Annotated in this window: 24 protein-coding genes and 1 other RNA gene; 3 read left to right on the top strand and 22 right to left on the bottom strand. The window is 39.6% G+C overall.

The features are described from left to right. Window positions 1-75 precede the first annotated feature (75 nt). Together NE664_00250 and NE664_00255 are read left to right on the top strand one after the other, a co-directional pair. The gene (locus NE664_00250) at window positions 76-1,239 is read left to right on the top strand and encodes an FprA family A-type flavoprotein (protein ID MCQ4725098.1); all 1,164 of its coding nucleotides are present in this window, start codon (window positions 76-78) and stop codon (window positions 1,237-1,239) included. A 17-nt stretch (window positions 1,240-1,256) separates the two neighbouring features. Further along, window positions 1,257-1,415, top strand: coding sequence for a rubredoxin (locus NE664_00255; GenBank protein MCQ4725099.1), 159 nt, complete (start codon window positions 1,257-1,259; stop codon window positions 1,413-1,415). 171 nt (window positions 1,416-1,586) lie between these two features. On the opposite strand, the gene gyrA is transcribed toward NE664_00255, so the two are convergent. The 22 genes from gyrA to NE664_00365 form a co-directional block, all read right to left on the bottom strand. Beyond that, on the bottom strand, window positions 1,587-4,112 hold the full coding sequence (gene gyrA, locus NE664_00260) for a DNA gyrase subunit A (GenBank protein MCQ4725100.1): 2,526 nt from the start codon (window positions 4,110-4,112) through the stop codon (window positions 1,587-1,589). A gap of 25 nt (window positions 4,113-4,137) precedes the next feature. Continuing rightward, a complete protein-coding gene (gene gyrB, locus NE664_00265; GenBank protein MCQ4725101.1) occupies window positions 4,138-6,039 on the bottom strand; it encodes a DNA topoisomerase (ATP-hydrolyzing) subunit B in 1,902 nt (633 codons plus the stop codon). A 458-nt stretch (window positions 6,040-6,497) separates the two neighbouring features. Continuing rightward, complete coding sequence (locus NE664_00270; GenBank protein MCQ4725102.1) at window positions 6,498-6,740, bottom strand: RNA-binding S4 domain-containing protein; 243 nt, start codon at window positions 6,738-6,740, stop codon at window positions 6,498-6,500. A gap of 61 nt (window positions 6,741-6,801) precedes the next feature. Next, a complete protein-coding gene (locus NE664_00275) occupies window positions 6,802-7,077 on the bottom strand; it encodes an HU family DNA-binding protein (GenBank protein ID MCQ4725103.1) in 276 nt (91 codons plus the stop codon). Next, window positions 7,070-7,885: a nucleoside triphosphate pyrophosphohydrolase gene (gene mazG, locus NE664_00280; GenBank protein MCQ4725104.1), complete on the bottom strand. Its 816-nt coding sequence runs from the start codon at window positions 7,883-7,885 to the stop codon at window positions 7,070-7,072. Before mazG ends, NE664_00275 begins: the two co-directional genes overlap by 8 nt. Window positions 7,886-7,889: 4 nt before the next feature. Continuing rightward, window positions 7,890-8,153 (bottom strand): metal-sensing transcriptional repressor, encoded by a 264-nt coding sequence (locus NE664_00285; GenBank protein MCQ4725105.1) that lies wholly within the window; start codon window positions 8,151-8,153, stop codon window positions 7,890-7,892. Window positions 8,154-8,388: 235 nt separating this feature from the next. Next, window positions 8,389-10,929 carry a heavy metal translocating P-type ATPase gene (locus NE664_00290; GenBank protein ID MCQ4725106.1) on the bottom strand — a complete coding sequence of 847 codons (2,541 nt, stop codon included), beginning with the start codon at window positions 10,927-10,929 and terminating at the stop codon, window positions 8,389-8,391. Window positions 10,930-11,474: 545 nt separating this feature from the next. Continuing rightward, window positions 11,475-11,798: a thiamine-binding protein gene (locus NE664_00295; GenBank protein MCQ4725107.1), complete on the bottom strand. Its 324-nt coding sequence runs from the start codon at window positions 11,796-11,798 to the stop codon at window positions 11,475-11,477. A gap of 24 nt (window positions 11,799-11,822) precedes the next feature. Further along, entirely contained in the window at window positions 11,823-12,314 is a 492-nt protein-coding gene (locus NE664_00300) for a dihydrofolate reductase (protein MCQ4725108.1), read from the bottom strand. Between the two features lie 11 nt (window positions 12,315-12,325). Next, window positions 12,326-13,156 (bottom strand): thymidylate synthase, encoded by an 831-nt coding sequence (thyA, locus tag NE664_00305; GenBank protein ID MCQ4725109.1) that lies wholly within the window; start codon window positions 13,154-13,156, stop codon window positions 12,326-12,328. Between the two features lie 83 nt (window positions 13,157-13,239). Beyond that, window positions 13,240-13,839 (bottom strand): recombination mediator RecR, encoded by a 600-nt coding sequence (gene recR, locus NE664_00310; protein ID MCQ4725110.1) that lies wholly within the window; start codon window positions 13,837-13,839, stop codon window positions 13,240-13,242. An 18-nt stretch (window positions 13,840-13,857) separates the two neighbouring features. After that, the gene (locus NE664_00315) at window positions 13,858-14,199 is read right to left on the bottom strand and encodes a YbaB/EbfC family nucleoid-associated protein (protein MCQ4725111.1); all 342 of its coding nucleotides are present in this window, start codon (window positions 14,197-14,199) and stop codon (window positions 13,858-13,860) included. 31 nt (window positions 14,200-14,230) lie between these two features. Further along, window positions 14,231-15,811 carry a DNA polymerase III subunit gamma/tau gene (gene dnaX / locus NE664_00320; GenBank protein MCQ4725112.1) on the bottom strand — a complete coding sequence of 527 codons (1,581 nt, stop codon included), beginning with the start codon at window positions 15,809-15,811 and terminating at the stop codon, window positions 14,231-14,233. Between the two features lie 218 nt (window positions 15,812-16,029). Continuing rightward, an RNA gene (gene ffs / locus NE664_00325) (signal recognition particle sRNA large type) lies at window positions 16,030-16,294 on the bottom strand. 147 nt (window positions 16,295-16,441) lie between these two features. Next, window positions 16,442-16,936, bottom strand: coding sequence for a DNA-deoxyinosine glycosylase (locus NE664_00330; GenBank protein ID MCQ4725113.1), 495 nt, complete (start codon window positions 16,934-16,936; stop codon window positions 16,442-16,444). A 45-nt stretch (window positions 16,937-16,981) separates the two neighbouring features. Further along, the gene (locus NE664_00335; protein MCQ4725114.1) at window positions 16,982-17,158 is read right to left on the bottom strand and encodes a hypothetical protein; all 177 of its coding nucleotides are present in this window, start codon (window positions 17,156-17,158) and stop codon (window positions 16,982-16,984) included. Between the two features lie 21 nt (window positions 17,159-17,179). Continuing rightward, complete coding sequence (tadA, locus tag NE664_00340; protein MCQ4725115.1) at window positions 17,180-17,641, bottom strand: tRNA adenosine(34) deaminase TadA; 462 nt, start codon at window positions 17,639-17,641, stop codon at window positions 17,180-17,182. A gap of 12 nt (window positions 17,642-17,653) precedes the next feature. Continuing rightward, the gene (locus NE664_00345) at window positions 17,654-18,994 is read right to left on the bottom strand and encodes a hypothetical protein (protein MCQ4725116.1); all 1,341 of its coding nucleotides are present in this window, start codon (window positions 18,992-18,994) and stop codon (window positions 17,654-17,656) included. Window positions 18,995-19,138: 144 nt separating this feature from the next. Beyond that, entirely contained in the window at window positions 19,139-20,425 is a 1,287-nt protein-coding gene (locus NE664_00350) for a TRAP transporter large permease (GenBank protein MCQ4725117.1), read from the bottom strand. After that, window positions 20,425-20,925: a TRAP transporter small permease gene (locus NE664_00355; protein ID MCQ4725118.1), complete on the bottom strand. Its 501-nt coding sequence runs from the start codon at window positions 20,923-20,925 to the stop codon at window positions 20,425-20,427. Before NE664_00355 ends, NE664_00350 begins: the two co-directional genes overlap by 1 nt. A 354-nt stretch (window positions 20,926-21,279) precedes the next feature. Further along, window positions 21,280-22,374 carry a DctP family TRAP transporter solute-binding subunit gene (locus NE664_00360; GenBank protein ID MCQ4725119.1) on the bottom strand — a complete coding sequence of 365 codons (1,095 nt, stop codon included), beginning with the start codon at window positions 22,372-22,374 and terminating at the stop codon, window positions 21,280-21,282. A gap of 411 nt (window positions 22,375-22,785) precedes the next feature. Next, window positions 22,786-23,433: an HAD family phosphatase gene (locus NE664_00365; GenBank protein MCQ4725120.1), complete on the bottom strand. Its 648-nt coding sequence runs from the start codon at window positions 23,431-23,433 to the stop codon at window positions 22,786-22,788. A 118-nt stretch (window positions 23,434-23,551) separates the two neighbouring features. On the opposite strand from NE664_00365, the gene NE664_00370 reads away from it, so the two are divergent. Then, window positions 23,552-25,054: a hypothetical protein gene (locus NE664_00370; GenBank protein MCQ4725121.1), complete on the top strand. Its 1,503-nt coding sequence runs from the start codon at window positions 23,552-23,554 to the stop codon at window positions 25,052-25,054. The last annotated feature ends 12 nt before the right edge of the window (window positions 25,055-25,066 follow it).

The following is a 25,066-nucleotide window of genomic DNA, read 5'->3' on the forward strand; positions in this document are numbered from 1 at the left end:
ACTATTATAATAGAACCATAATGGTTAAAGCCGACATATGCATCACGTCTTATTAAAACAAAGGAGATGTTATACATGAATGTAACGGAAGTTAAAAAAGGAATTTATGAAGTCGGTGCGGTAGACTGGAATGTCCGCAACTTTCACGGATATTCTACAAACCGCGGTACCTCTTACAACGCTTACCTTATAATTGATGATAAAATAACCCTTATCGATACTGTCAAAGAAATGTTTGCAGGCGAACTTATTGCACGTATCAGCGAGATAATAGACCCTGCCAAAATCGACTATATCATTTCAAATCATGTCGAACCGGATCATTCCGGCTCCCTTGCCATAATTTACGATATGGCTCCCAACGCTACCATAGTAACATCCGATCCAAACGGCTTGAAAGGGCTTGAGGCCCATTACGGAAAAAGTTTCAAATTTATGCCCGTTAAAAACGGGGATATAATTTCCATAGGAAAAAGAAGCCTTTCTTTTCTCCTTACGCCTATGCTCCACTGGCCCGACAGTATGGTAACGTATTGCCCCGAAGAAAAAATCCTTTTTTCAAACGACGCCTTTGGCCAGCATCTTGCATCAAGCAATAAGTTTGACGATCAGAACGATTATGGAATTTTTATGCATGAAGCAAAAAAGTATTATGCAAATATATTAATGCCTTACGGAATTCAGGCGAAAAAAGCCGTAAGCGCTTTAAGAAACTTTGATATTGAAATGTTTGCCACAGGCCATGGCCTGATAGTAAGAAAATATGTTAAAGAACTAATGGACATGTACGAATATTTTGCCGACAGCGCTCCCGAAGAAAGCGCCGTTATTGTCTACGACTCAATGTGGCAGTCAACCGAAACCATTGCAAAAGCCGTCCTCGAAGGGTTTAAAAACAAAGGCGTAAAGGTACAGTTCTGCGATTTAAAAAACGTTCATATTTCCGATATAATGACCGATATATTAAAAGCACAATATATAGCCGTAGGCTCCCCTACGCTTAACAACAACATGCTTCCTACAGTAGCCGCATTTTTAACATATATGAAAGGCCTTTCGCCAAACGGCAAAAAAGCTTTTGCTTTCGGTTCTTACGGCTGGGGAGGACAAAGCGTCGATCAGATTAACGACATCCTGAGTAAATGCAAGTTTGATATAATCCTTGATCCAATCAAGGTTTTATATAGGCCAACAAAAGAAAAACTCAAAGAAATCGAAAAGTTAGTTGAAAACATTTAATTAAAGGAGGAGTTAAAATGGCAAAATATGTATGCACTGTATGCGAATATGTTTATGATGAAGAAAAAGGCGATCCGGATAACGGAATAGCTCCCGGCACAAAATTCGAGGATCTTCCCGACGATTATGAATGCCCTCTTTGCGGCGTTGGTAAAGAAATGTTCGAGAAAAAATAAAGTTTTCAATTTATAACATAAAAAATCTCATGTGAATCAACTTAAAAAGACGGCATTAATTAATGCCGTCTTTTATATATGTTATCGTCGAATATTCTGAAACATGATATGCCTTAAATACCGCTTTTATTGCCTATACAAAATTAACCGGTTTAGTCAAAAGTTTTGTTTTTATATTTTCTCTTCATCATCAAAAGCTTTTGTAATTACTATTTCATCCGAAGATTCCGTTTCGGCGTTTTCTGCACAAACTACGTCGTCCTCATTTATTTTTGCCACTCCGACAACTTTAACGCCGCTATCAAGGTTCATAAGCTTAACGCCCTGGCTTGTGCGCCCATATGTTGATATATCGGCTCCGCGAAGTCTTATTATTACGCCGTCGCTTGTTATAAGCATAACCTCTTCATTCTCATTTACCATAACTATTGAAACGAGTTTGCCTGTTTTTTCAGTTATCTGATGAATTTTAACGCCTATGCCGCCTCTGTTTTGAGTGTTGAACTCGCTCGCAACAGTACGCTTGCCATATCCGTTCTCAGTTACATTAAGAACTTTCATGTCGTCTGTTATAATATCGGCGCATATTACAAAGTCGTCGCCGCGTAGTTTAATTGCCCGTACTCCCGTGGCAACCCTTCCCATAGCCCTCGCATCTTCAGCTTTAAATCTTATGCCCATTGCATTATGAGTAGCCACAAATATATCATCGTTGTCTTCTGTAATAAGAACGCTTATAAGCTCATCTTCATCTTTAAGATTTATAGCGTTCAGGCCGCCTTTTCTGATATTTGCATAACTCATCATATCAGTTTTCTTTATTATACCGTTCTTAGTAACCATAACAAGGTATTTATCCTCGCTGAATTCTTTAACAGGTATCACGGCCGTTATACTTTCCCCGGCAGATATTTCAAGCAAGTTAACCATTGCCATCCCCCTTGCCGTTCTTCCGGCTTCCGGTATCTGGTAACCTTTAATTTTATAAACCCTGCCGAGGTTTGTAAAGAACAATATCGTATCATGGGTCGAAGAAACAAAAAGGCTTTTAACAAAATCTTCTTCCCTGGTCTGCATTCCGATAATGCCCTTTCCTCCCCTGTTTTGGCTTTTATAAGTATCAAGAGGCGTACGTTTAATATAATTGAGGTTTGAAAGCGTTATAACGCTTGTTTCTTCCTCAATTAAATCCTCAATGTCGATTTCACCCGGGTTATTTATTATACTTGTTCTTCTTTCGTCATTATACTTTTCTTTGTAAAGCAAGATTTCAGACTTTATTACGCCGAGAAGCTTGTTTTGATCGCCGAGTATTTCTTTGTAATACTTAATTTTTACCATTAAATCATTATATTCATTATCAATTTTCTCATGTTCAAGCCCTTGAAGCCGTCTTAACTGCATTTCAAGTATAGCCTGCGCCTGAATTTCCGAAAGGCTGAAACGCTCCATAAGACGCTCTTTGGCATTGTCATAGCTTGTGCGTATAATTCTTATAACTTCGTCAATATTATCAATAGCAATCCTGAGGCCTTCAAGTATATGCGCCCTTTTCTCAGCTTTATCGAGATCAAACTTTGTTCGCCTTGTAACAACGTCCTCTTGATGCTTTAGGTATTCCTCAAGTATTTCCTTCAAATTGAGGACTTTAGGTTTTCCATCCACAAGGGCAAGCATAATTGCCCCAAAGCTTTCCTGCAACTGTGTAAACTTATAAAGCTGGTTTAAAATTACATTGGCGTTAACGTCTTTTTTCAGTTCTATTACAATTTCTATATCATCGCCAGCAGAAGCATCATAAATATCGCTTATACCGTCGATTTTTTTATCCTTAACAAGCTCGGCAATTTTTTCGATAAGCCTGAGCTTATTAACCATATAAGGTATTTCCGTAACAACAATCTTTTCACGGCCGTTGGGCATTTGTACTATTTCCGCTAAAGCTCTTACAATAATCTTTCCGCGTCCCGTTCTGTATGCCGCGCGTATGCCGCTTCTGCCCAAAATCGAAGCACCCGTTGGAAAATCCGGACCCTTTATAAATTCCATAAGTTCCTCAACTTCCGTTTCGCGGCCGTCTATTTTGTTGTCAATCATTTTCACAACGCCGTCTACTACTTCACCTAAATTATGCGGCGGTATGTTAGTCGCCATACCCACCGCTATACCTGACGAACCGTTTAAAAGCAGATTCGGTATCCTTGAAGGCAGAACTACGGGTTCCTTTTCATTTTCGTCATAGTTAGGTATAAACTCAACCGTATCTTTTTCAATATCGGCAAGCATTGCGGCGGTTATTTTCGACATCCTTGCCTCGGTATACCTGCTTGCCGCGGCTCCATAACCGTCTATTGAGCCGAAGTTGCCGTGTCCGTCAACAAGCATATACCTCATTGAAAAATTCTGAGCCATCCTAACCATTGCCTGATAAATGGAGCTGTCGCCGTGAGGGTGGTATTTACCCATCGTTTCGCCGACAATACGGGCCGATTTCCTATATCCTTTATTAGGATCAAGGTTCATCTCGTTCATAGCGTAAAGTATACGCCTTTGAACCGGTTTAAGGCCGTCCCTTGCATCCGGCAGAGCTCTGGCAACAATAACGCTCATGGCATAGTCGATATAGCATTGTTTCATTTCCTCATTTATATCAACGGAAACGACTTTGTCAATTTCCTTATTCAATTCGTCACTCATTTAATAATTCCTTTCCGCCATGTGTTTAAAAATCCATATCGGCATACTTGGCATTTTCCGCTATAAATTCACGCCTGGGTTCAACACTGTCCCCCATAAGCATACTGAAAATCTCATCAGCCAAAATAGCGTCGTCGATATCAACCCTTTTTAATATCCTGTGTTCAACAGCCATTGTCGTATCCCTAAGCTGGTCAAAGTCCATTTCGCCAAGGCCCTTATAACGCTGCACTTCTTTAATCCCTGTGCGTCCTATTTCGGCATAAAGCTGTTCAAGCTGTGCGTCGTCATAAACATAATAATGTTCTTTGTTTTTTTCAACCCTATAAAGCGGCGGCTGGGCAATAAAAACTTTGCCGTCCTCGATAAGTTTCGGCATATATCTGTAAAAGAACGTCAGCAGTAATGTCCTTATATGCGCGCCGTCAACATCGGCGTCAGTCATAATAACAATTTTATGATACCTGAGCTTTCCGATATCGAATTCTTCTGAAATCCCTGTTCCGAAAGCAGTAATCATATTTTTAATTTCTTCACTGCTTAAAATCCTGTCCAAGCGCGCTTTTTCAACATTCAGTATTTTGCCCCTAAGCGGCAGTATGGCCTGAGTTTTTGGATTTCTTGCCTTTATAGCGCTTCCGCCTGCGGAATTTCCTTCGACAATATAAATCTCACATTCATAAGGATCCTTGCTGGTACAGTCGGTAAGTTTGCCCGGAAGCCGTGTATTCTCAAGCCCTGTTTTACGGCGTACAAGCTCCCTGGCCTTTTTTGCCGCTTCCCTTGCACGGGATGCAATAAGCCCCTTTTCAAATATAGTTTTGGCTATCGAAGGGTTCTCCTCAAGGAAATATGTTAAATTCTCGCTTACAACACTGTCTACCGCGCCTTTAACTTCGCTGTTTCCGAGTTTTGTTTTCGTTTGTCCCTCAAACTGAGGGTCGCTTACCTTAACGCTTATAACGCACGACAGACCTTCCCTTATATCGTCGCCGGAAAGGTTTTTGTCGGTTTCTTTAAGAAGTCCCATCTTGCGGCCGTAACTGTTAAGCGTTCTTAGCACCCCGCTTCTGAAGCCTACAAGATGAGTTCCGCCGTCAGTAGTATTTATATTATTAACAAAAGTGTATACGCTTTCCGTAAATCCGTCGTTGTGTTGGAATGCCGCTTCAACAAGAGTTCCGTCCCGTTCGCCCTCCGCGTAAAAAATCTTATCGTAAATAGGCGTACGGTTTTTATTAATATACTGCACAAATTCCTTAATGCCGCCCTCATAGTGGAAACTGTTTTTCTGTTCAATCCCGTCGCGGTTATCCACAAGATTTATTTTAATTCCTTTTGTAAGAAATGCAGTTTCCCTGAGCCTTTGCTTTAATGTATCATACTCATAATCCGTCGTATCAAAAATTTCGCCGTCGGCCTTGAATGAAATCAAAGTTCCCGTTTCACTGCTGTCGCCGACAATCTCAAGCTTTGTTACAGGAGTTCCCCTCTCAAATCTCTGTTTATAAATTTTTCCGTCCCTGTAAACTTCAACGTCCAGCCATTCGCTTAAAGCGTTTACAACCGACGCGCCGACGCCGTGGAGGCCGCCCGATACCTTGTATCCCCCTCCGCCGAACTTTCCGCCTGCATGGAGAATAGTGAATACAACTTCAACAGTTGAAATTCCCTTTTGATGATGTATCCCCGTTGGAATACCGCGCCCGTTGTCCTTAACTGTTATAACATTGCCGTTGCTTATTGTCACGTCAATTTCACTGCAGTAGCCGGCCAAAGCTTCGTCAACCGCATTATCGACGATTTCATAAACGAGATGATGGAGCCCTTTGGCGCTTGTTGAACCAATATACATACCGGGACGTTTGCGCACCGCCTCAAGCCCCTCAAGAACCTGTATTTGATTTTCATTGTATTCATTAGCCATTATTTTCTCCCCTTGAAAACAGCGGTAATAGGCAAAAAGCCAATCTTGCGCTAAAATTAAAAATGAGGCGGCAAAAACCGCATGCATATAAAAATTTAAACGTCAATTATAAATATTATTGCCATAAAAACATATGCTTTAAATAATTATGCCGCAAAATGCCGTACCGTGTCCAAAAAATATATTTATTAACTTAACAAAACAGCCCATATCGAAGGCTGTTTTGTCCATACATTTGTTGTAATTATTATACCACAAATTCCATTCATTTACAAGCAAAAAAGCCTTGTAAACGGCGTAAATATAAGCTTTGTCACTTTCAGCACCTTCCCTGCGGAAAGTTAAAAAACAATGTATAAAAGTTATAGTTTACATAAAAAAAAGGACATAAAAACGTATAAATAAAACAATTTTATGCCCTTTTGCCTTAACATACCAAAAAACATATATGCTTGGCGTTATTGAATACTTTTGTACATATTTGCCGCTTCTTCCTTACGCGGATTTTCCGATATACTCAAAACCTCTATTTTTGTTATATTGTTTCCGAAACGCACTTCTATTACATCTCCGATTTTAACGTCAACAGAAGCTTTTGCCGCTTTTCCGTTAACGGACACCCGTCCTGCGTCGCACGCTTCGTTTGCAACGGTTCTTCTTTTAATTATCCTTGAAACTTTAAGGAATTTATCAAGACGCATAGGCTTACCTCCAAAATAATAAAAAAGCCTGTACTTCTTTCGTACAGGCAAAGCAATATTTTTATTCGTTTACAGAATCCTTCAAAGCTTTTCCGGCTTTAAATTTAGGAGCTTTTGATGCGGCAATGCTCATTGTTTCGCCTGTCTGCGGGTTTCTGCCTTCTCTGGCAGCCCTTTCGGCAACTTCAAATGTACCGAAGCCCACTAATTGGATTTTACCGCCTGCTCTAAGTTCCTCCGCAACTACATCTTCAAAAGCTTTCAATGCTTTTTCGGCATCCTTCTTGCTTAATTCAGCCTTTTCAGCCATAGCGGCGATTAATTCTGCCTTATTCATTGTATTTCCTCCCTTGAATAGAATTTAAATTATATTGTTTGGCGTCCTCCCAGATCTCATTCATTTCATCAATGGTTAATTCCTCAATGTTTTTCCCCTTCAAAAGAGCACACCCCTCAATATACCTAAATCTATTTATAAACTTTTCTGATGCATTTGTCAAGGAAAACTCTGCATTTATGCCTAAAAACCTTGAAATATTAACTAATGAGAATAAAATATCTCCAAATTCTTCCGCTGTACCGCCATCATTAAAGTATAGGGCGTTTTTAAATTCCTGTATTTCTTCATCAAGTTTTTCTACGGCCTCCCGTGTATTTTCAAAATCAAATCCTACATCCGCCGCTTTTGACTGTATTTTTTTAGCTCTTATTAAGGCCGGAAGAGCTTTAGGCACCGCTTCCATAATTTCCGTTTGAGTTTTAAATCCCTTTTCTTTTTTCTTTATTTTTTCCCATTTTTCCAGAACATCCTCCGCCGTTTCCGCCGTTTCGCCTGCAAATATATGGGGATGCCTTAATATCATTTTCCTGCTTATGCCGTCTATGACATCGTCAATAGTAAATCCGCCTTTCTCAGCTTCTATCCCGGCATGGAAAACAACCTGCATCAAAACGTCGCCAAGTTCTTCACAAAGGTTATTCATATCGTTTTTATCAATGGCGTCAACTGCTTCATACGCTTCCTCAATCATGGCGGCTCTAAGGCTTTCATGCGTTTGTTCCTTATCCCAAGGACATCCGTTTTCACTTCTTAAAACCTTTATTATATCTACGAACTCATTAAAACTGTACTTTTCTTTCATAATCCACCTATTTTGTCATCTTATCTATCATATCCACAAGCTCATCTATTTTTTTGTCGGAATCTCCATCCTCAAATGCGCTTTTAACGCAGCCCTTCATATGAGCCCTCACAATTTCCCTGTTTGCTTTTCTCAAAATTGCATCCGCCGCCAAAATCTGATTTGAAATGTCAATGCAATATCTGTCGTCCTCAACCATTTTAAGTATACCGTCAAGCTGTCCTCTCGCAGTTTTAATAAGCCTTGTTATAACTGCTTTGTCCGCCTGCATAAAACTCCCCCTAACATATTTTTGCTGTCGGCCTATAAGGCCCAAAACAATGTTTTGAGCCTTATAGTACATTTATAATATTAAATTAAAAAATATTTATTCAATCAGTGTTTAATACTCTTTTTGTGCATAAACAAAGCGCATTTTTTAATCCAAAACATTAAGTTTGGCAAACCTCTTAATACATTTCGGCATAATCTAATTGTTAATATTTTAAATCCGCCCTGCCGATGAATTATTTGATTTCCTTAACTTCATATCCCGCTTCCGTAACGGCATTTATAAGAGTTTCGTCGCTTACATCTTTTGAAAGCTTAACCGACGCGCTCTTGCCTTCAAGGCTTACAACAGCGCTTACGCCGTCTAAACTGTTTAATGCCTTTTCAACCCTGCCCGTGCAGTGCGAGCATGACATTCCTTCAATAATCATTGTTTTTTCTTTCATTCTTGGTTCCTCCTTTTTAATTTCACTTTGTGGATTTTCTATATTTAAAGCTCCAAACGAAGGCTTAAAAAACCTAAGCCTCAGAGCGTTTGTAACAACAAATACAGAACTCAGGCTCATTGCCGCCGCTCCGACCATTGGATTAAGCTTTATTCCAAAGAACGGATATAAAATCCCGGCGGCAACGGGTATTCCTATAACATTGTAGAAAAACGCCCAGAAAAGGTTCTGTTTAATATTTTTTATTGTAGCCCTGCTCAGTTCGATAGCTTCCACCGCGCTTAAAAGATCGCTTTTCATAAGGACTATATCCGCCGATTCGATGGCAACGTCTGTCCCCGCGCCGATAGCAATGCCTACATCCGCCCTTGCAAGAGCAGGCGCGTCGTTGATTCCGTCCCCAATCATGGCAACCTTTTTTCCTTCTTCCTGAAGCCTTCTTATTTCCCGTTCCTTATCTTCAGGCATAACTTCGCTTATAACGCGGCTGATACCGACCTGCCGGCGTATCGCTTCCGCAGTTTTAGCATTGTCGCCTGTAAGCATTACAACTTCAATACCATCTTTTTCAAGAAGCTCAACAGCTTTTCTGCTGTTCTTTTTAACAACGTCGGCAGCGGCGATAATACCGATTATATTTCCGTCTTTGGCAAAATACAACGGCGTTTTTCCCTCAAGGGCAAGGCTGTTGGCCTTTTCTTCAAAATTGCCGGCTTCAATGCCGTTTTCTTCCATAGCTTTCGCATTTCCGGCTACAATACGGCTTCCGTTAAACACACAGTTCAGCCCCCGTCCGCTTACAGCTTGAAAACCGGTTACATCTTCCGCTTCTATCCCTATTTCTTCGGCTTTCTTCATGATAGCTTCGGCCAAAGGGTGTTCTGAATACTTTTCGGCAGAGGCCGCAATTTTTAAAAGCTCATTCTCATTTATTCCTTCGGCGCATATTATATCCGTCACTTTCGGCGCGCCCTCGGTCACGGTTCCCGTTTTATCAAGAACAACCGTTTTAATAAGATGCGCCGTTTCAAGGCTTTCAGCGCTTTTGATAAGTATTCCGTTTTCCGCGCCTTTTCCCGTTCCCACCATAATAGCCGTAGGCGTTGCAAGCCCAAGGGCACACGGGCATGAAATAACAAGCACCGCAATGCCTATTGAAAGCGCAAAGCTTGCACCCTGCCCTAAAAAGAGCCATACGGCCGCAGATGCAATCGCAATACATATTACTATCGGTACAAATACGCCGGCAACCTTATCTGCAAGTTTACTTATGGGAGCCTTTGAACTCGACGCTTCTTCAACAAGTTTAACTATTTGCGCAAGAGTCGTATCCCCGCCGACTTTTGTAGCTTCAAATCGGAAACTTCCGGTCTTATTGATTGTAGCGCAAATAACTTTATCTCCGACAGCCTTTTCTACGGGTATGCTTTCTCCTGTAATAGCCGCCTCGTCAACCGAGGAAGCGCCTTCCGTAATTATTCCGTCAACGGGTATGCTTTCCCCGGGCCTAACAATAACAATATCTCCGGCCGAAACATCCTCAACAGGAACAACCTCTTCTTTTCCGTTTCTGAAAACAGTCGCTTTTTTCGGCGCTAAGTCAAGAAGTCTTTCGATAGCTTCGCTTGTTTTGCCTTTCGATCTTGTTTCAAGGAATTTTCCAAGTGTAATAAGCGCAAGTATCATACCGGCCGACTCAAAGTACAAATCCATCATATTTGCATGGGCCATTTCCATATTCCCATGCCCCAAATAGTATCCCATTTTAAATATTGCGTAAATACTGTATCCGGCCGCGGCAGTCGCGCCTATCGCAATAAGCGAATCCATATTGGGAGCCTTGTTAAAAAGGCTTTTGAAACCGTTTTTAAAGTATTTGTCATTTACATACATTATAGGCAAGGTGAGTATAAGCTGAGTCAAAGCAAACACCATCATATTCTCGCCGTCAGTTAATATCGACGGAAGCGGCGCCCCCATCATATGTCCCATGGAAATATAAAATAGAGGTATCAAAAATGCAAAGGAAATAATAAGCCTGCGCTTCATATTTTTAATTTCATCTTCCGCAATATTTTTAGGTTTTGCATGCGTTTCGGCAGAGCCGGCTTTTGAAGCTCCGTACCCTCCCTTTTCCACAGCCGAAATAATTTCATCAATCCCTGTTTTGCTTTCGTCATAATCGACAACCATGGAATTTTGAAGAAGGTTAACGGCGACACTGTTTACTCCGTCTATCTTAGATACGCTTTTTTCAACATGGGCGCTGCATGCACTGCACGTCATGCCCGTAACGTCAAATTTATCTTTCAAAAAATCACACCCTTTCATACACCCCTCTGGGGGTATAGTATTATTGTATTCGCTTTATTAGTTTTTGTCAATAGATGAATTTTATTCTCTTCAATTAAGGCAATAAAAAATCGAAAAACCTGCCGTAAACTTTTAACCATTAAAATCTGCCGTAAAAATTAAAGCAATAAATTTATTTAAAATATCCCTTCAATTCAAGCAAAAAATATTTCCTATATTTATTCAATAATGAAAATGATTAAATTATGATAATCTTTCATAATTGATAAACGCAGTTAAAAATACAGCCAAAGCCGTAAACAAAACACTATTAAATTCACACTTTTAATATTTGTTGAATTTCGTAAAATAAATGATATGGAAAAACTATTGAAAAAAGTAAATGCGGCGTATCTTTAAATATAAATTAAAGATACGCCGCATTTGTTTTTTATATCCGATTTTAACGCTTTTCACTATATAACACGATAACCCCCCATGCCGTCAGTCCGCATATATCAATAATAAAATAAAAGCCGCATGTTTCAAGCTTTAAACCCTTACAAAACTTGCGGCTTTAAACGCTACTTATTCAATTCGTCACAGTTTTTATCTATGTACTTATCAATTTTGTCATTTATAGTAAGTATTTCCTCATTCGGGTTAAAAAATATTTTCACATAGCTTTTAACTCCCGGAGCGCCCGCCTTAACGGCTATAAGCTGGCATTGCTTAACAATTTCCATCAGCCTGTCGTAATCTCCTTCTACGGTTGTTTCAAAAGGGGAAACGAAAAATTTAAGCCCCGTGCTTTCAATATAGGCAATAACTTCGTCAACAATGCGGACCGTTTCGTTATCGTCAAGCGTATCCGGCAAAACCTGTATCGCAATACTTGCATTAACCATATAAAACACTTCTTTCTTAAAAATCTATATCCTTTTGTAAGTTATAAACCTAAAGCCTAAACCATTATATTCCTTTAATTCGCTTTCACTTTCAACTTTCCACTCCGGAAGTTCGTCAAGGTTGTCAATAAATGTGTCGGCTTCTTCAAACGTTTTATAAATTTTTGTTATATAAGCCGTGTCGCAATATTTAAGCATCTGCCTGTAAACAGTTCCCCCGCCTACCACAAACACTTTTTTGTCTTTGTAATTTTCCGCAATATCAACGGCCTCTTCAATGCTGTGGCAGATTACAGCCCCGCTTTCTTCAAAATTTTTATCTTTTGTTATAACTATATTTATCCTATTTTTAAGCGGTTTGCCGTTTGGAAATGAAAGCAGGGTTTTCCTGCCCATAATTATAACGGAATCCTGAGTCGTTTCCCTGAAAAATTTCATATCTTCAGGCAGATCGGTCAAAAGCCCGCCGTCTATGCCTATGGCCCACCTTTCGTCAACCGCTACAATCTGTATCATAAAAAGCCCTCCTATATGGCAACCGGTATTTTCCCTAAGCTTTTGCCGTAATTGTAGTCTGTAATTTCAAAATCGTCAACCGTAAAATCATAAAAATTTTTAATTTCCTTATTCATTTTGAATTTAGGAGCAGGCAACGGTTCACGGCTTATAAGCTCCTTAACCATTTCAATATGCCTGTCATATATATGCATATCGCTTATAACATGGACAAGTTCCCCTACTTCAAGGCCGCTGACTTGGGCAAACATATGAACAAGCACAGAATACTGAACGACATTCCAGTTATTTGCCATCAGCGTATCCTGGCTGCGTTGGTTCAGTATAGCGTTCAGCTTATTTCCCGTTACATTAAAAGTCATACTGTATGCGCACGGATAAAGGTTCATCTCATGCAGATCCTGGAAGTTATAGATATTTGTCATTATCCTCCTGCTGTATGGGTTGTTTTTAAGGTCGTAAAGAACCCTGTCAACTTGATCAAATTCCCCCTCGGCATATTTATGTTTAACTCCCAGCTGATAACCGTATGCTTTTCCAATTGTGCCGTCCGGGCCAACCCATTCATCCCAGATGTGGCTGTTAAGCTCTGAAACTTTGTTGCTTTTTTTCTGCCAAATCCACAGCAGTTCATCTATAGCGGCTTTCCAATTTGTATATCTAAGGGTTGTAATAGGAAATTCTTTTGAAAGGTCATATCTGTTGACCACTCCGAAACGCTTAATTGTATATGCCGGCGTACCGTCCTCCCACACGGGGCGTACTTTTTCATTTTCCGTTGAATAGCCGTTTTCAATTATGTCCCTACAGTTTTCAATAAATATTTTATCAGCTGTGCTCATCGCAATACCTCCAATTAGGAACCTCAATAAATTTTAAAGGATTTGCCCGTATTTTACGGCAATTTCAAACATGCAACGCCGAATTACATTTCTCGGCGGCCTTCAAGAGCCCTCGATAAAGTAACCTCGTCGATATATTCCAAATCCCCGCCTACGGGAACGCCGTTTGCAATCCTCGTAACTTTAACTCCCAAGGGCTTCAAAAGCTTGTTTATATACATTGCCGTAGCTTCGCCCTCAACATTCGGATTTGTGGCAATTATAACTTCATCTGTATCCTCTTTTCCAACCCTTTCCAAAAGCTCTTTTATTTTAATATCCTGCGGTCCTATTCCAAGCATAGGAGAAATTGCGCCGTGAAGCACATGATAAACTCCGTTAAACTCCCTTGTTTTTTCATACGCCGCCATATCCCGCGGATCTTCCACTACCATTATTATTTTATGGTTTCGTTTTGGATTATCGCAAATATAGCACGGATCATCGTCAGTAAGGTTGCAGCAAACCGAACAATATTTAATGTTTTCCTTTGCGTCCCTAATCGCTTCGGAAAGCGCATACGCCTTTTCCTTAGGCATATTTATTATATAAAACGCAAGCCTCTGCGCGCTTTTGCCGCCTATACCGGGCAGTCCGGAAAGCTCCTCAATCAGCCTTGTTATAGGATTGCCGTAAAAATTCATTGCTTATTCCCCTTTTAATCAGAACATACCGTTTCCAATGCCGCCTGTGATTTTTCCGATTGTGCTGTTTGCAAGTTCGTCAGCCTGGCGTATAGCCTCGTTAACGGCAGAAATCATTAAATCTTCAAGCATTTCCACATCATCCGGATCAACTACTTCCGGATTTATTTTTATGGACTGTATTTCTTTTTTACCAGTAATAACAATTTTAACAGCCCCGCCGCCCGATGTCGTTTCTATAGTTTTTTCGGATAATGAAGCCTGAGCCTCCTCCATTTGTTTCTGCATTTTCTGGGCCTGTTTCATAAGATTATTCATGTTCATACCCATTCCCATACCGCCAAAACCGCCTTTTGCCATTCCAAATTCCTCCTGTTTTAAAATTTTAATATTATTCGAAATCTAAATCCGGTATATAGCTTGACATAAGACTGTCAAATTCAGGATCGTTTCCTTCATCCGGTTCACCATATGTCATTCTTTCCCATGCTTCAAATTCCTCTTTAGTCGTTGTTTTTATGTCAAAATCTTTGCTGAGCTTCGTGTCAAAAGCCTCTTTGATTTTAGGCATACGTTCTTTAATAAGCTTTTCTATAGCCGAATTTGCACAAACTATTGTCACCCGTCCGTCTTCCATATATCCGGGAAAACATTCCTTTAGAAGTTCGGCAGTAATAACATTAAAGCCTGTTCTGATAGCTTCCCAGTTTTCTATCGCATTTTTAATATCTTCCGGGAGGGCTTTTGGCCTCTCCTTTTTAGGAACTTCTTTTTTTACTTCACCTTTTTTTACCCCATCCGAACTGACTGCAAAATTTCCGCTTTTGATCTGCCTTTCAAGCCTGGCGATTTTTGCCGCAAGCCCGGACAAATCCACCGCTTCATTTACAGCGGCAAGCTTTATAATTTCAACTTCCAAAAGTACCCGTGGATTGGATGAATAACGCATTTCCTGCTGTAATGATGAAAAAACTTTAATAAGTTCTATAAGTTCGGCGGAAGAAACGCGCTGCGCCTGCTCTTTTAATTTTATTGTATTTTCCTCAAGCATGTCAAGCACAGCATCCGGCTCATCAACAGTAAGCGCAATAAGAAGGTTCCTTAAATGGACAATATAACTTTCGTTAAACTGCTTTATGTCCCTTCCGGCATTAATAACGTCGTCGATTATGTCCATAGCCTTAGAAATGTTCTTATTGATAATTGCATCCGTTATCTCGAAAAATACGGAATTATCTACCGCACCTGTAACGTCCAGCACTTTCCCGAGAGTAATTTTTTCATTAAAATAGAACGCCATACATTGATCAAGTATGCTAAGACTGTCACGCATAGAACCGTCGGCAAGTACGGCTATATAATGCAAAGCGTCGCTGTCAACTTCCGCATTTTCGCTTTCAATATATTTTTTAAGCGTTGCCGCAATCTCCCCTGTCGTAATGCGCCTGAAATCAAACCGTTGGCACCGCGAATGTATCGTTGCCGGGACCTTTTGCGGATCTGTCGTGGCAAGTATAAACACAACATGTTCCGGAGGTTCTTCAAGCGTTTTAAGCAGCGCGTTATATGCCCCCTGTGAAAGCATATGAACCTCGTCGATTATATAAACCTTAAATTTTCCTTCCGTGGGAGGATATTTAACTTCCTCCCGGATTTCCCTTATGTTATCAACGCCGTTATTTGACGCCGCGTCTATTTCAATAACATTCACACTGCGACCCTCGTCAATAGCCCGGCACATTTCGCATGTACCGCAAGGCTCGCCGTTTTCCGGGCTAAGACAGTTTATTGCCTTTGCAAATATTTTAGCGGTAGAAGTTTTGCCCGTTCCTCTCGTGCCGCAAAAAAGGTATGCGTGCGAAACTCTTTTGGAGGCTATTTGATTTTTGAGCGAACGCACAATATGTTCCTGCCCGACAACACCGCTGAACGTTCCCGGCCTGAATTTCCTATATAAAGCCGTATATGACATAACAACACCTCTAAAACAATATAAAAGAAAAGCGCACAGCCAATATATCTGTGCGCCCGCATGTCTAAACTATAATAACTCCGCTACACGAAATTACTAAGAACAGAAGGCGTTTATAAACGCGTTTTCGGCAAATAGAAAAAATTCTGTTTACCGAAAATAAAGAAATAAAAGTCAAAACAAAAGTATATTTCTTTTCATCCGTTAAATATATGAATCCGTGCGTCTGCTTTCGACACTTTTTCCCTAAGCGTTACCTTTGTCCTTAGCTCGAACCAAGCTACCTTGCGGCACACAGAAGTGGTTACTTAGTGCTGCTTCCTTCCGGATCTGACACGGTTCATAAGTTCCTGTTGCACAAGACTCAGTTGTCAACGCTCTCTTCAAAGGGCAGACCATAAAAAATCAGAGCCTGGAGCAGACGTCACCCCCACTATAGCGGGTTGTGGGTACAGGGAGCCGCTAATTCCCCGGCTAGCACGGAAATTTTATAACTATTTAATTGCCTATAAAACTCAAAATTTATTTATATATCATAAAAGCCTTTCTATAAATAAATTTACAACGCCTAGTTATTATACATTCTTTGCCCTATAATGTCAAGTAATCTGTTTCCGCCAAAAAACGCCCTTATGAAAAAATTATGCTCCAGCTTTCAACAAGCCTGCTGAATGAATATGCGGCGTTTGCCGGGCTTGTTGACGGAAGCTTAAAAGCTTCGCGCCCGCCGGCTGAACTGTTTTTACAGTATTTTTCGTACAGCCTGTAAGCGGTTGATCCGTTTGCGAATATTTTTTCAATATTTGCCGTTTCAAGTATAACTTCAAGGTTATTTGGAACGACATTTTTAATACTGCTGTCGCTTGAGCCTATTATGTCACATTCTGCAATTACATCCCATAAAGCAATCCTGTTTTCAATAAGAAGCTTTTTCTTCCCTTCTATGGTTTCAGGCACAAAGCTCCCAGCCAAAGCGGCAATTACTTTCCAAAACCTGTTTTGCGGATGCCCATAGAAAAAATTGTTCTCCCTTGACTTGACTGAAGGCAAAGACCCAAGTATCAGGATTTTTGACTCACTGTTAAAAACAGGCGAAATTGTGTGCACAATCCGTGTGTATTCCACTTAGGCATCCCCTCCCCCATTCACAATTTATGCCTGACAATACCTTTACTTGTCTTCATCAATATTGTTGATTATAAAAGCAGAAGCGGCTGATAAAAGCAAAAGTGAAGCCTTAAGCATACTTTTTTTCTTAAATCCGGAAATAAGGAAAATACAAAACGACGCCACTAATGTAAATATTCCCATAGCCGAACAAAAACTACTGCATATACACCTTTTCATTTAAACCACCCTTTCAAAAAATTATCCCAGCCTCTTTTTTCTCATATTTTTAAAAAACTCTTTCATAAGGCTGCTACATTCCTCTTTTAAAACATCGGAAATGACCTCAGCCCGATGATTAAGCTTTTCCTGCTGCATCAAATTCAAAACCGAACCGCAGCACCCTGCTTTAACATTTTCAGTGCCAAATACAACAGTAGGAATCCTTGCCTGAACAATAGCACCGGCACACATCGGACACGGCTCAACGGTTACATAAATTGTACAATTCTCTATACGCCAATCCCCAATATATTTTGCCGCTTCATTTATAGCAATTATTTCAGCATGACAAAGCGGGTTTTTTTCGCTGTTGCGCCTGTTATATCCACGTCCGATTATTTTGCCGTCCTGCACAATAACCGCTCCGATAGGCGTTTCATCAAGTTCAAAAGCTTTCTTGGCCTCATTTACAGCTTCACGCATATATATTTCATGTTCCATGTTTAAATTCTCCTACTTTGCAATAAACAGTGTTTTTTCAGGATTTTCAGCCCCTTCAACCTTAATATAATCGGCTTTTCCATCGTCATTAAAGTCTCCAACATAAAACATATCTCCGTAATTTATATCTTCATTTTTAGATACAAGCCCATTTATTGAAAGAGTATACCTTATTGCCGTTCCCGTGTTATCTGCAATATATATTTCTTCCGCATTGTCGCCGTTTGTATCACCGGTGTATATGTATCCATAAAAACTGTCTACGGATATGTTTGTTCTCCATATACAAATAAAGTTATGATCATCCTCTCTATAGATAAACAAGTCTTTGCCGTCTGTCAATATAAACTCGCTCACACCGTCCATATCAAGATCCGCTTCTTTAAACGCTGTGGCCTGCACATTTATATTATAACTTATACTGCTAGTCCAATCTCCATTGCCGTTTTCAGTATAGAATTCACCGCTGGAATCGTTTATCAGCAGAAGGCCGTTTTTAAATGATGATATGCATGTATACGAATCTTTTGTTAACGGCAGCTCTTTATTTGTAATATTATAATTTTCATCAAGAAAAATAACCTTCTCGGAAATAACTCTTGCAGTTCCGCCTTCAACCTGGTTTTCAACAACAGCACCAAGCATTACGGCTATTTTATTCCCATCATAGAATGTTGCCGATACGGCGGCCATCCCCATTGTCGAAGGAAAATTTGACGTGCGCATTAAAGTAAAAGCATTATTTCTGAAACGATACACCATAAGTTTTCCTTCGGCAATATTTAAGTATACTTTATTCCCACGGCTGTCAACCCCTTCCGACATAAAACCGTCAGGCAGGTTCCATGAATTGTTCTTTGTGTATTCTATTTCAGGCAGATCCGATTCATAATTTAAAAATTCCGTTCCTTTTGCAAAAACATTCCTCGTATCAAAACCATATGCACTTGCCGGGTTTCCTTCGGCAGAATAATACATACCCGCCAAATCGTCCCTGATAAAATAGAAATATGCCGTTCCCGCTTTGTTGCCGTTAAAATGTATTAAATCAACCGTATATAAAACAGCTTTTTTTCCGCTGCTGGAACTCAATTCCATACCGTTTTCCCTCACAGCGTCAAACATCGCTTTCGTGCTGTCATTTTCTTGAGGTACAGTGCTTTCAAAATATGCAAAACTGCTTTCATCATAATACCAATAATAGCTCTTTAAAGTTTCATCAATAATATTTTTATATTCCTGCTGTTGTTCAGTTTCAAGGACAAAACGTTCTTCCTGTTCGGCATTACTTCCGGAAGAACACCCTGAAAGTATAAATGCGGCAAGAGCAAGCAGTAGAATAAGCTTTTTCATATCAACACAGTCCTCTTCAAGAAAATATAAATCCTAAATTTTAATGAATACATGTCGATTATACCATAAAACTGTTAAAATAAAAATATTTTTATTTTACAAAAAAAGAGCACAGATCTCTCTGTGCCCTTTGAACAAGCAAATTTACGCAATTCCCATAAGCATCGGGATACCCATCGAAATAGGCTCGATGTAAGTAACAAGTAAAAGCGCGATAATATTTGCAATAAGAAGCCAAACAATAGCTTTTGTAATCTGTTCAACAGATACTTTAGCAATACCGCAGGCAACAAACAAGTTAACGCCAAGCGGAGGCGTTGACATACCGATTGCAAGGTTAACAACCATGATGATACCGAAATGTACAGGGTTAACGCCAAGCTGTGTAACGATTGGTAAGAAAATAGGCGTAAGGATGATGATAGCCGCCGTTGTTTCCATAAGACATCCAACAATAAGAAGAAGGATGTTGATAAGCAGAAGTATAACAATCTTGTTGCTTGAAATTGAAATCATAGCTGCCGCAATAACATCCGGAATCCTTTCAGATGTAAGTATCCAGCCGAAACTTGCAGCCGTTGCAATAATCATCATAACCATTGCTGTGCTCTTACCTGCTGACATAAAAAGTCCAGGTATTTTTTTGATGTCCATTTCCCTGTAAATAACAAGGCCTACAACAAAACCGTAAACAACAGAAACAGCCGCTGCCTCTGTCGGTGTGAAAATACCGCCGTAAATACCGCCAAGTATAATAACAGGCATCAAAAGCGCCCAAAAAGCTTCAATAAATTTTTTACCTACGTTTGCCAATGAGAACTTTGTGGCATTAGCTTTGCCATATCCACGTTTTTTAGCAGTTACATAGCAAACGATCATAAGAGAAATACCTACAAGTATACCAGGGCCGAAACCAGCGGCGAATAATGTTGAAATAGAAACCGAACCAACAACACCGAAGTTAACCATAGGTATAGAAGGAGGAATGATAACGCCGATAGCGCCGGCAACAGCCATAACGGCAGCCGCAAAAGCCTTGTCATAGCCTGCCTCTTCCATAGCAGGTATAAGGATACCGCCGATAGCGGCAACAGTAGCCGGGCCTGAACCTGAAATAGCGGCGAAGAACATACATGTCAAAACGCCAACCATTGCAAGTCCGCCTGTTAAGCTTCCTAAAAGAGAATCACAGAAGTTGATAAGCCTCCTTGAAATACCGCCTGTTTCCATAAGGTTACCTGCAATCATGAAAAGAGGAACCGCAAGAATAGGGAAAGAGTCAACTGCCGTAAATAACCTCTGCACAACAACAATGAGAGGCGTATTGCTTCCTAAAGTAAGCGCAATAAAACTTGATGCGGCCAATACTGCCCAAATCGGAAAACCTAAAATAGCCGTTATAGCGAAGGTAACAAATAAGTATGTAGCCATTATTCAGTAACCTCCTTTTTTTCATCTTTATTAAAGTCTTTTATAACATCATAAATATTCTGTATATACCTTATGATAAACAAGAACATTCCGATAGGGATAGCCGCATACATATATCCCATAGGTATACGCATAGCCGGTGAAAGCTGGCCTTTTGAAAGCTGTGTCTGCACAATATCCAAGCCAAACTTGAATATAACGGCGCAAAGCACAATACTTGCTACCATAACAATAATGTTAAGAACTTTCTGAGCTTTTTTAGGAAGAAGTAAAGCGAACGCTTCTATACCTATATGAGCCCCCTGCCTTACGCCGTAAGCGCCGCCGAGGAAAGCTGTCCAAACAAGAAGATATCTTGAAGCTTCTTCCGACCATGGAAGTGAAGATTTGATTACAAACCTGAATACAACCTGAATAAATACAATAATAGACATAGCCGCAAGTGTAAAAATGCAGCAATAGCCTTCGAAATTGTTTAAAAATTTCTTAAAATTATCCAAAACGCCCCTCCTGACTCTGTTCCGTACATTCCCTCAATATATACGGAAAAGCCTTAATAATAATATAATATCCGATAATTTCTATGAATTTTTGGTGCTCAAGCAGCTTATAATATGTATTAGTACTGTTTGTAAAATGCCTACGAAGTTGTTCCCTATCCCTTAAGAGCCAAACAGTATAAATTAATTCCCTTATTAAATCTTAAACTTCCAATCCTGCACTTAATAAAAACAGATCTGTCAAAAGCAGTATTCCGCTCAAAAACTGCCCAAATGAATATACATCCCTTCGGGCAGTTTAATTACATAAAAACAGTTAAGCCAAATTTTTACCGAAATACAAAAGCCAATCTATTATTTGTTTGCTTCGATAACTTCCTGAACCCTTGCATAAATTTCAGGCGAAACATAGCCTGCCCCTTCCTTAACATAATCAGTATAGATAGATGCCGTAGCTTCCTGGAAAGGTTTTACATCAGGATAATTAACAACCATTCCTCTCTCTTCAAGCATTTTAAGGCCTTCTTCCGTCTGAATATCAATCTGTTCCCTCTGATAAGGAACCGCTTCATCAGTAGCTTCCTTAACTGCCGCCTGATATTCGGCAGGAAGCGACTCAAAATAGTCTTTTGAGATGAAAACAGGCGTCGGGCTGTAAAGATGCCCTGTCATAGATAAATACTTTTGAACTTCATCAAACTTATTTGTTTCAATAATAGGCACAGGATTTTCTTCAGCGTCAATAGTTCCCTGCTGTAAAGCCGTGAAAACTTCACCCATAGCCATAGGAGTAGGGTCTGCTCCCATTACCTGGAATGCCGCCATATGCATCTGGTTTTCCATAGTCCTGATTTTAATTCCCTTGAGGTCCTCAGGTTTTTCAATAGGAAGTTTGTTGTTTGTCACATTCCTGAAACCGTTTTCAAACCATCCAAGGCCAATGATACCCTGTTCCTCAACCGAGTGGAGTATCTCCAAACCGACTTCGCTGTCAACAACAGCACGGGCTATTTCGGTTGTTTCAAAAAGGAACGGAAGGTCAAAAACTAAAAACATGTCCGTAAAACCAGAAAGAGGAGCAGTTGAAACGCAAGTCATCTGCAATGTTCCGAGCTGAATACCTTCAATAAGGTCACGCTCGCTGCCAAGCTGTGAGTTTCCAAAACAATCAAGCGTAACTTTGCCGTCAGTTTTGGCGCTTACAAGCTCGCCTATTTTGTTCATGCCAAGCATATAAGGATGCGCGTCAGGAACGGAAGTTCCGGCAATCATTGCATACTCGCCGGATGAAGTTGATGATTCTTCGCCTTCGGCAGGCGTCTCGCCGTCCGTAGCCGTTTCTTCCTGAGCCGTATCCTCGGCAGGCGCTTCAGTTTTCTCGCTGCATCCCGCAAATACGGCCATACATATTGTTGCTGCCATCGCAATTGCTAAAACTCTCTTCTTCATAAGAACCTCCTCTAAAATAATATTGCTCCAACAGAAGCCGACCGATAATAATGCTACCCTCATAACACTATTATGGCAAAAAATTAACTGTCTAATAGTCAAAATAAAGAGCGATATGCACTTTCCCCTTAATTTTTATATTGCTTTACCCTTAATATAAATGCATAAGCTCAATATAATGTAATAAACAGTTTTCAAACTGCAAGGTCATAACCAAACAGTCCCTGTTTTACCGTTTAAAAGCAGTTACAGTAACTATTTTCCCCTTTGCAATTTCTATAGTTATTCTACACTAAACACACAATATTTGCAAGCAAAATATAAACAAAAATTAATATAAAATTTCTTAATTGTTAAAAGTAAATTTAAAATTTTCGTCAAACTACACAAAAACAAAGTTTTTTTCTTTGTTTATAAGCCATTTTTTGTATAATACTGACAAAAATCTTTTATATAATCATGGCATATAACTCTCATCATAGTTTCTTTATTCCCAGAAAACTCGTCATAAACGCCTACAACCTTCATTCCAGCCCGTTTTGCGCTTTCTGCTGCCGCCGGTAAGTCCTCAAAAACAACACAGCTATTCGGCATGACATTAAGCCGGTTTGCAGTTTCGATATAAATATCCGGATAAGATTTATTTTTTCCGAATTCATCAGAATACACAAACACATCAAAATCATCAAATATACCGTGTTTTTTAAGCACGGCTTCACACATTGCCCTCAGGCATGAAGTTGTAACTGCCATTTTAACGCCCTTTTCCTTCATAGCCTTTATGTATTCGTAAACCCCATTTTTAAGCTTAACGTCCTCGCAATAATGCCTGAAGGCCGCCCCGTTTATTTGCCGGCCGAGTTCTTCGACCGTAGCCGGTATTTTATACCTTTCAATTATATATTCCAAACATTGCCTGTTATTAAATTTAGATACATGCTCAAGATACTCGTCGTCTATTTCATGGCCATATTTTTTTAAAACTTCATTGTCGGCTTTTTTCCATACCCACATGGAATTAATGAGCGTGCCGTCAAGATCGAATATTAACGCATCCATAAAAACCTCCAAATTAATATAATTTAAAATCCTTCGTATACTACGAATTATTTAATTAAGCATACTTGTAAAATATATTTTTTTTGATAGAATAATAGTTATTATAAAGGAGAATAAAATGAATTTAAATAATAACGTCAACATAATAGAGCAACTTTATGAAAATTTTATAAATAACTATAAAGAAACAGTTTCGTCATTTACAGCGGCCGAGAAAAGGGAGTTTGCCAAATTTTCATCCTCTTTTTTTAATAAGTGGTATTTTTCATCCTTATTCGACGATTCCATATTTTCCCCGTCAAACATAATAAACTCTGTCTGCCACTGCGGGGAAAGCTCGGTTAATTCAGCCCGGCTTGTTAAAAACGGCAGCGGTTTTAATATAATATACGTTTCAGACACGTTGGAAAACCACAGTTTTATAAACGACTTAAAAGCATTCTGCACCTGTTTTGAGCCGGCCGGAGTATTTGAAAAAAATGCCCCGCCGCAAAATTATGCGGATAATATACAAAATATGGATCCCTTTTATTGGAACTACCTTTTTGCTTTAGCCGAAAACAACGGTTTAATAAAGCGCATGCTTTCAATAAATACAAACAAATACCAAACCGATCCTTCGGCGTTAAGTTCGTTTTTTTCCATGGACAATACCGAAATGTTGCGACGCCTTTTCGACTCGGCTGTCGGTATTTTTGTAAACGAATTCTATAAGTCGTCGCATGTTCAAGAAAATATTGTTTCTTGGGAAACAGTAATGGATTTCCTTTGCAATGCCGCGTCGGTAGACGAACTTTTTGAAAGTATTCTTACAAGCCTGGGGTTTAATCTGGAGAACATTCCACGCCAAAATAAATGTAACGAAAATTCGGAAGAAGCGGAAATGATTATGACTTCCGCTTACTTCTTGGGCTCCTTAATTTCACAGTGGCTTCTGATGCCTCTTGGCGCATATATGAAACTCATAACGCCTCTGTATACAATGCCGTTTGATTTTGAAGCCGAAGCGGACTATATCCGTCCCTTTCTTCTTACAGGCTGCGATATATCAAGCGAATTATTTTCTCCCTGCAATTTTTTTGCCCTTACATCCATAGGAGAAAAAGTTTTAAACGCTAAAAATAAAAATTCGGTATTTTCAAGCCTTAATGAAATATTCAGCCAAAAACAAATTAATGCGCTTACATTATCATACTTGAAAATGAACAAAATTAAAAGTACAAAAAGCCCTGATGCAAATAAAAAACTTTATAAGCTGAAAGTTTTTTATAAAAATGACAGGAATAAATGGAAAATAATCGCGGCAGAAGAAAAAACCACATTAGAAAGCATATACATTCATACGCTTTCGTTTTTCGGTATCGAAACTTCAAATAAATATGCTTTCTACTTGATGAATAAAGGCAATAATTCAAAAACAGCCGTAAGGATAAACAATCCTGTAAAGTTCCTTATTGACAATGTCAACTGGCTCACTGACAACCTTCTTCTTAAACACTCCAACGACAAATCGTCGGATCTAATATTTACCGCCACAAAAAGCGGAAGTTCAAGGAAGAACATGGCCGAGCCGACACTTATAAGGCAAAGCCGTGAAATAACTTTTGAAGAGCGCTGCTAATTAAACCAAAAC

This window comes from Anaerotignum faecicola, from assembly GCA_024460105.1.
Lineage (GTDB): Bacteria > Bacillota > Clostridia > Lachnospirales > Anaerotignaceae > JANFXS01.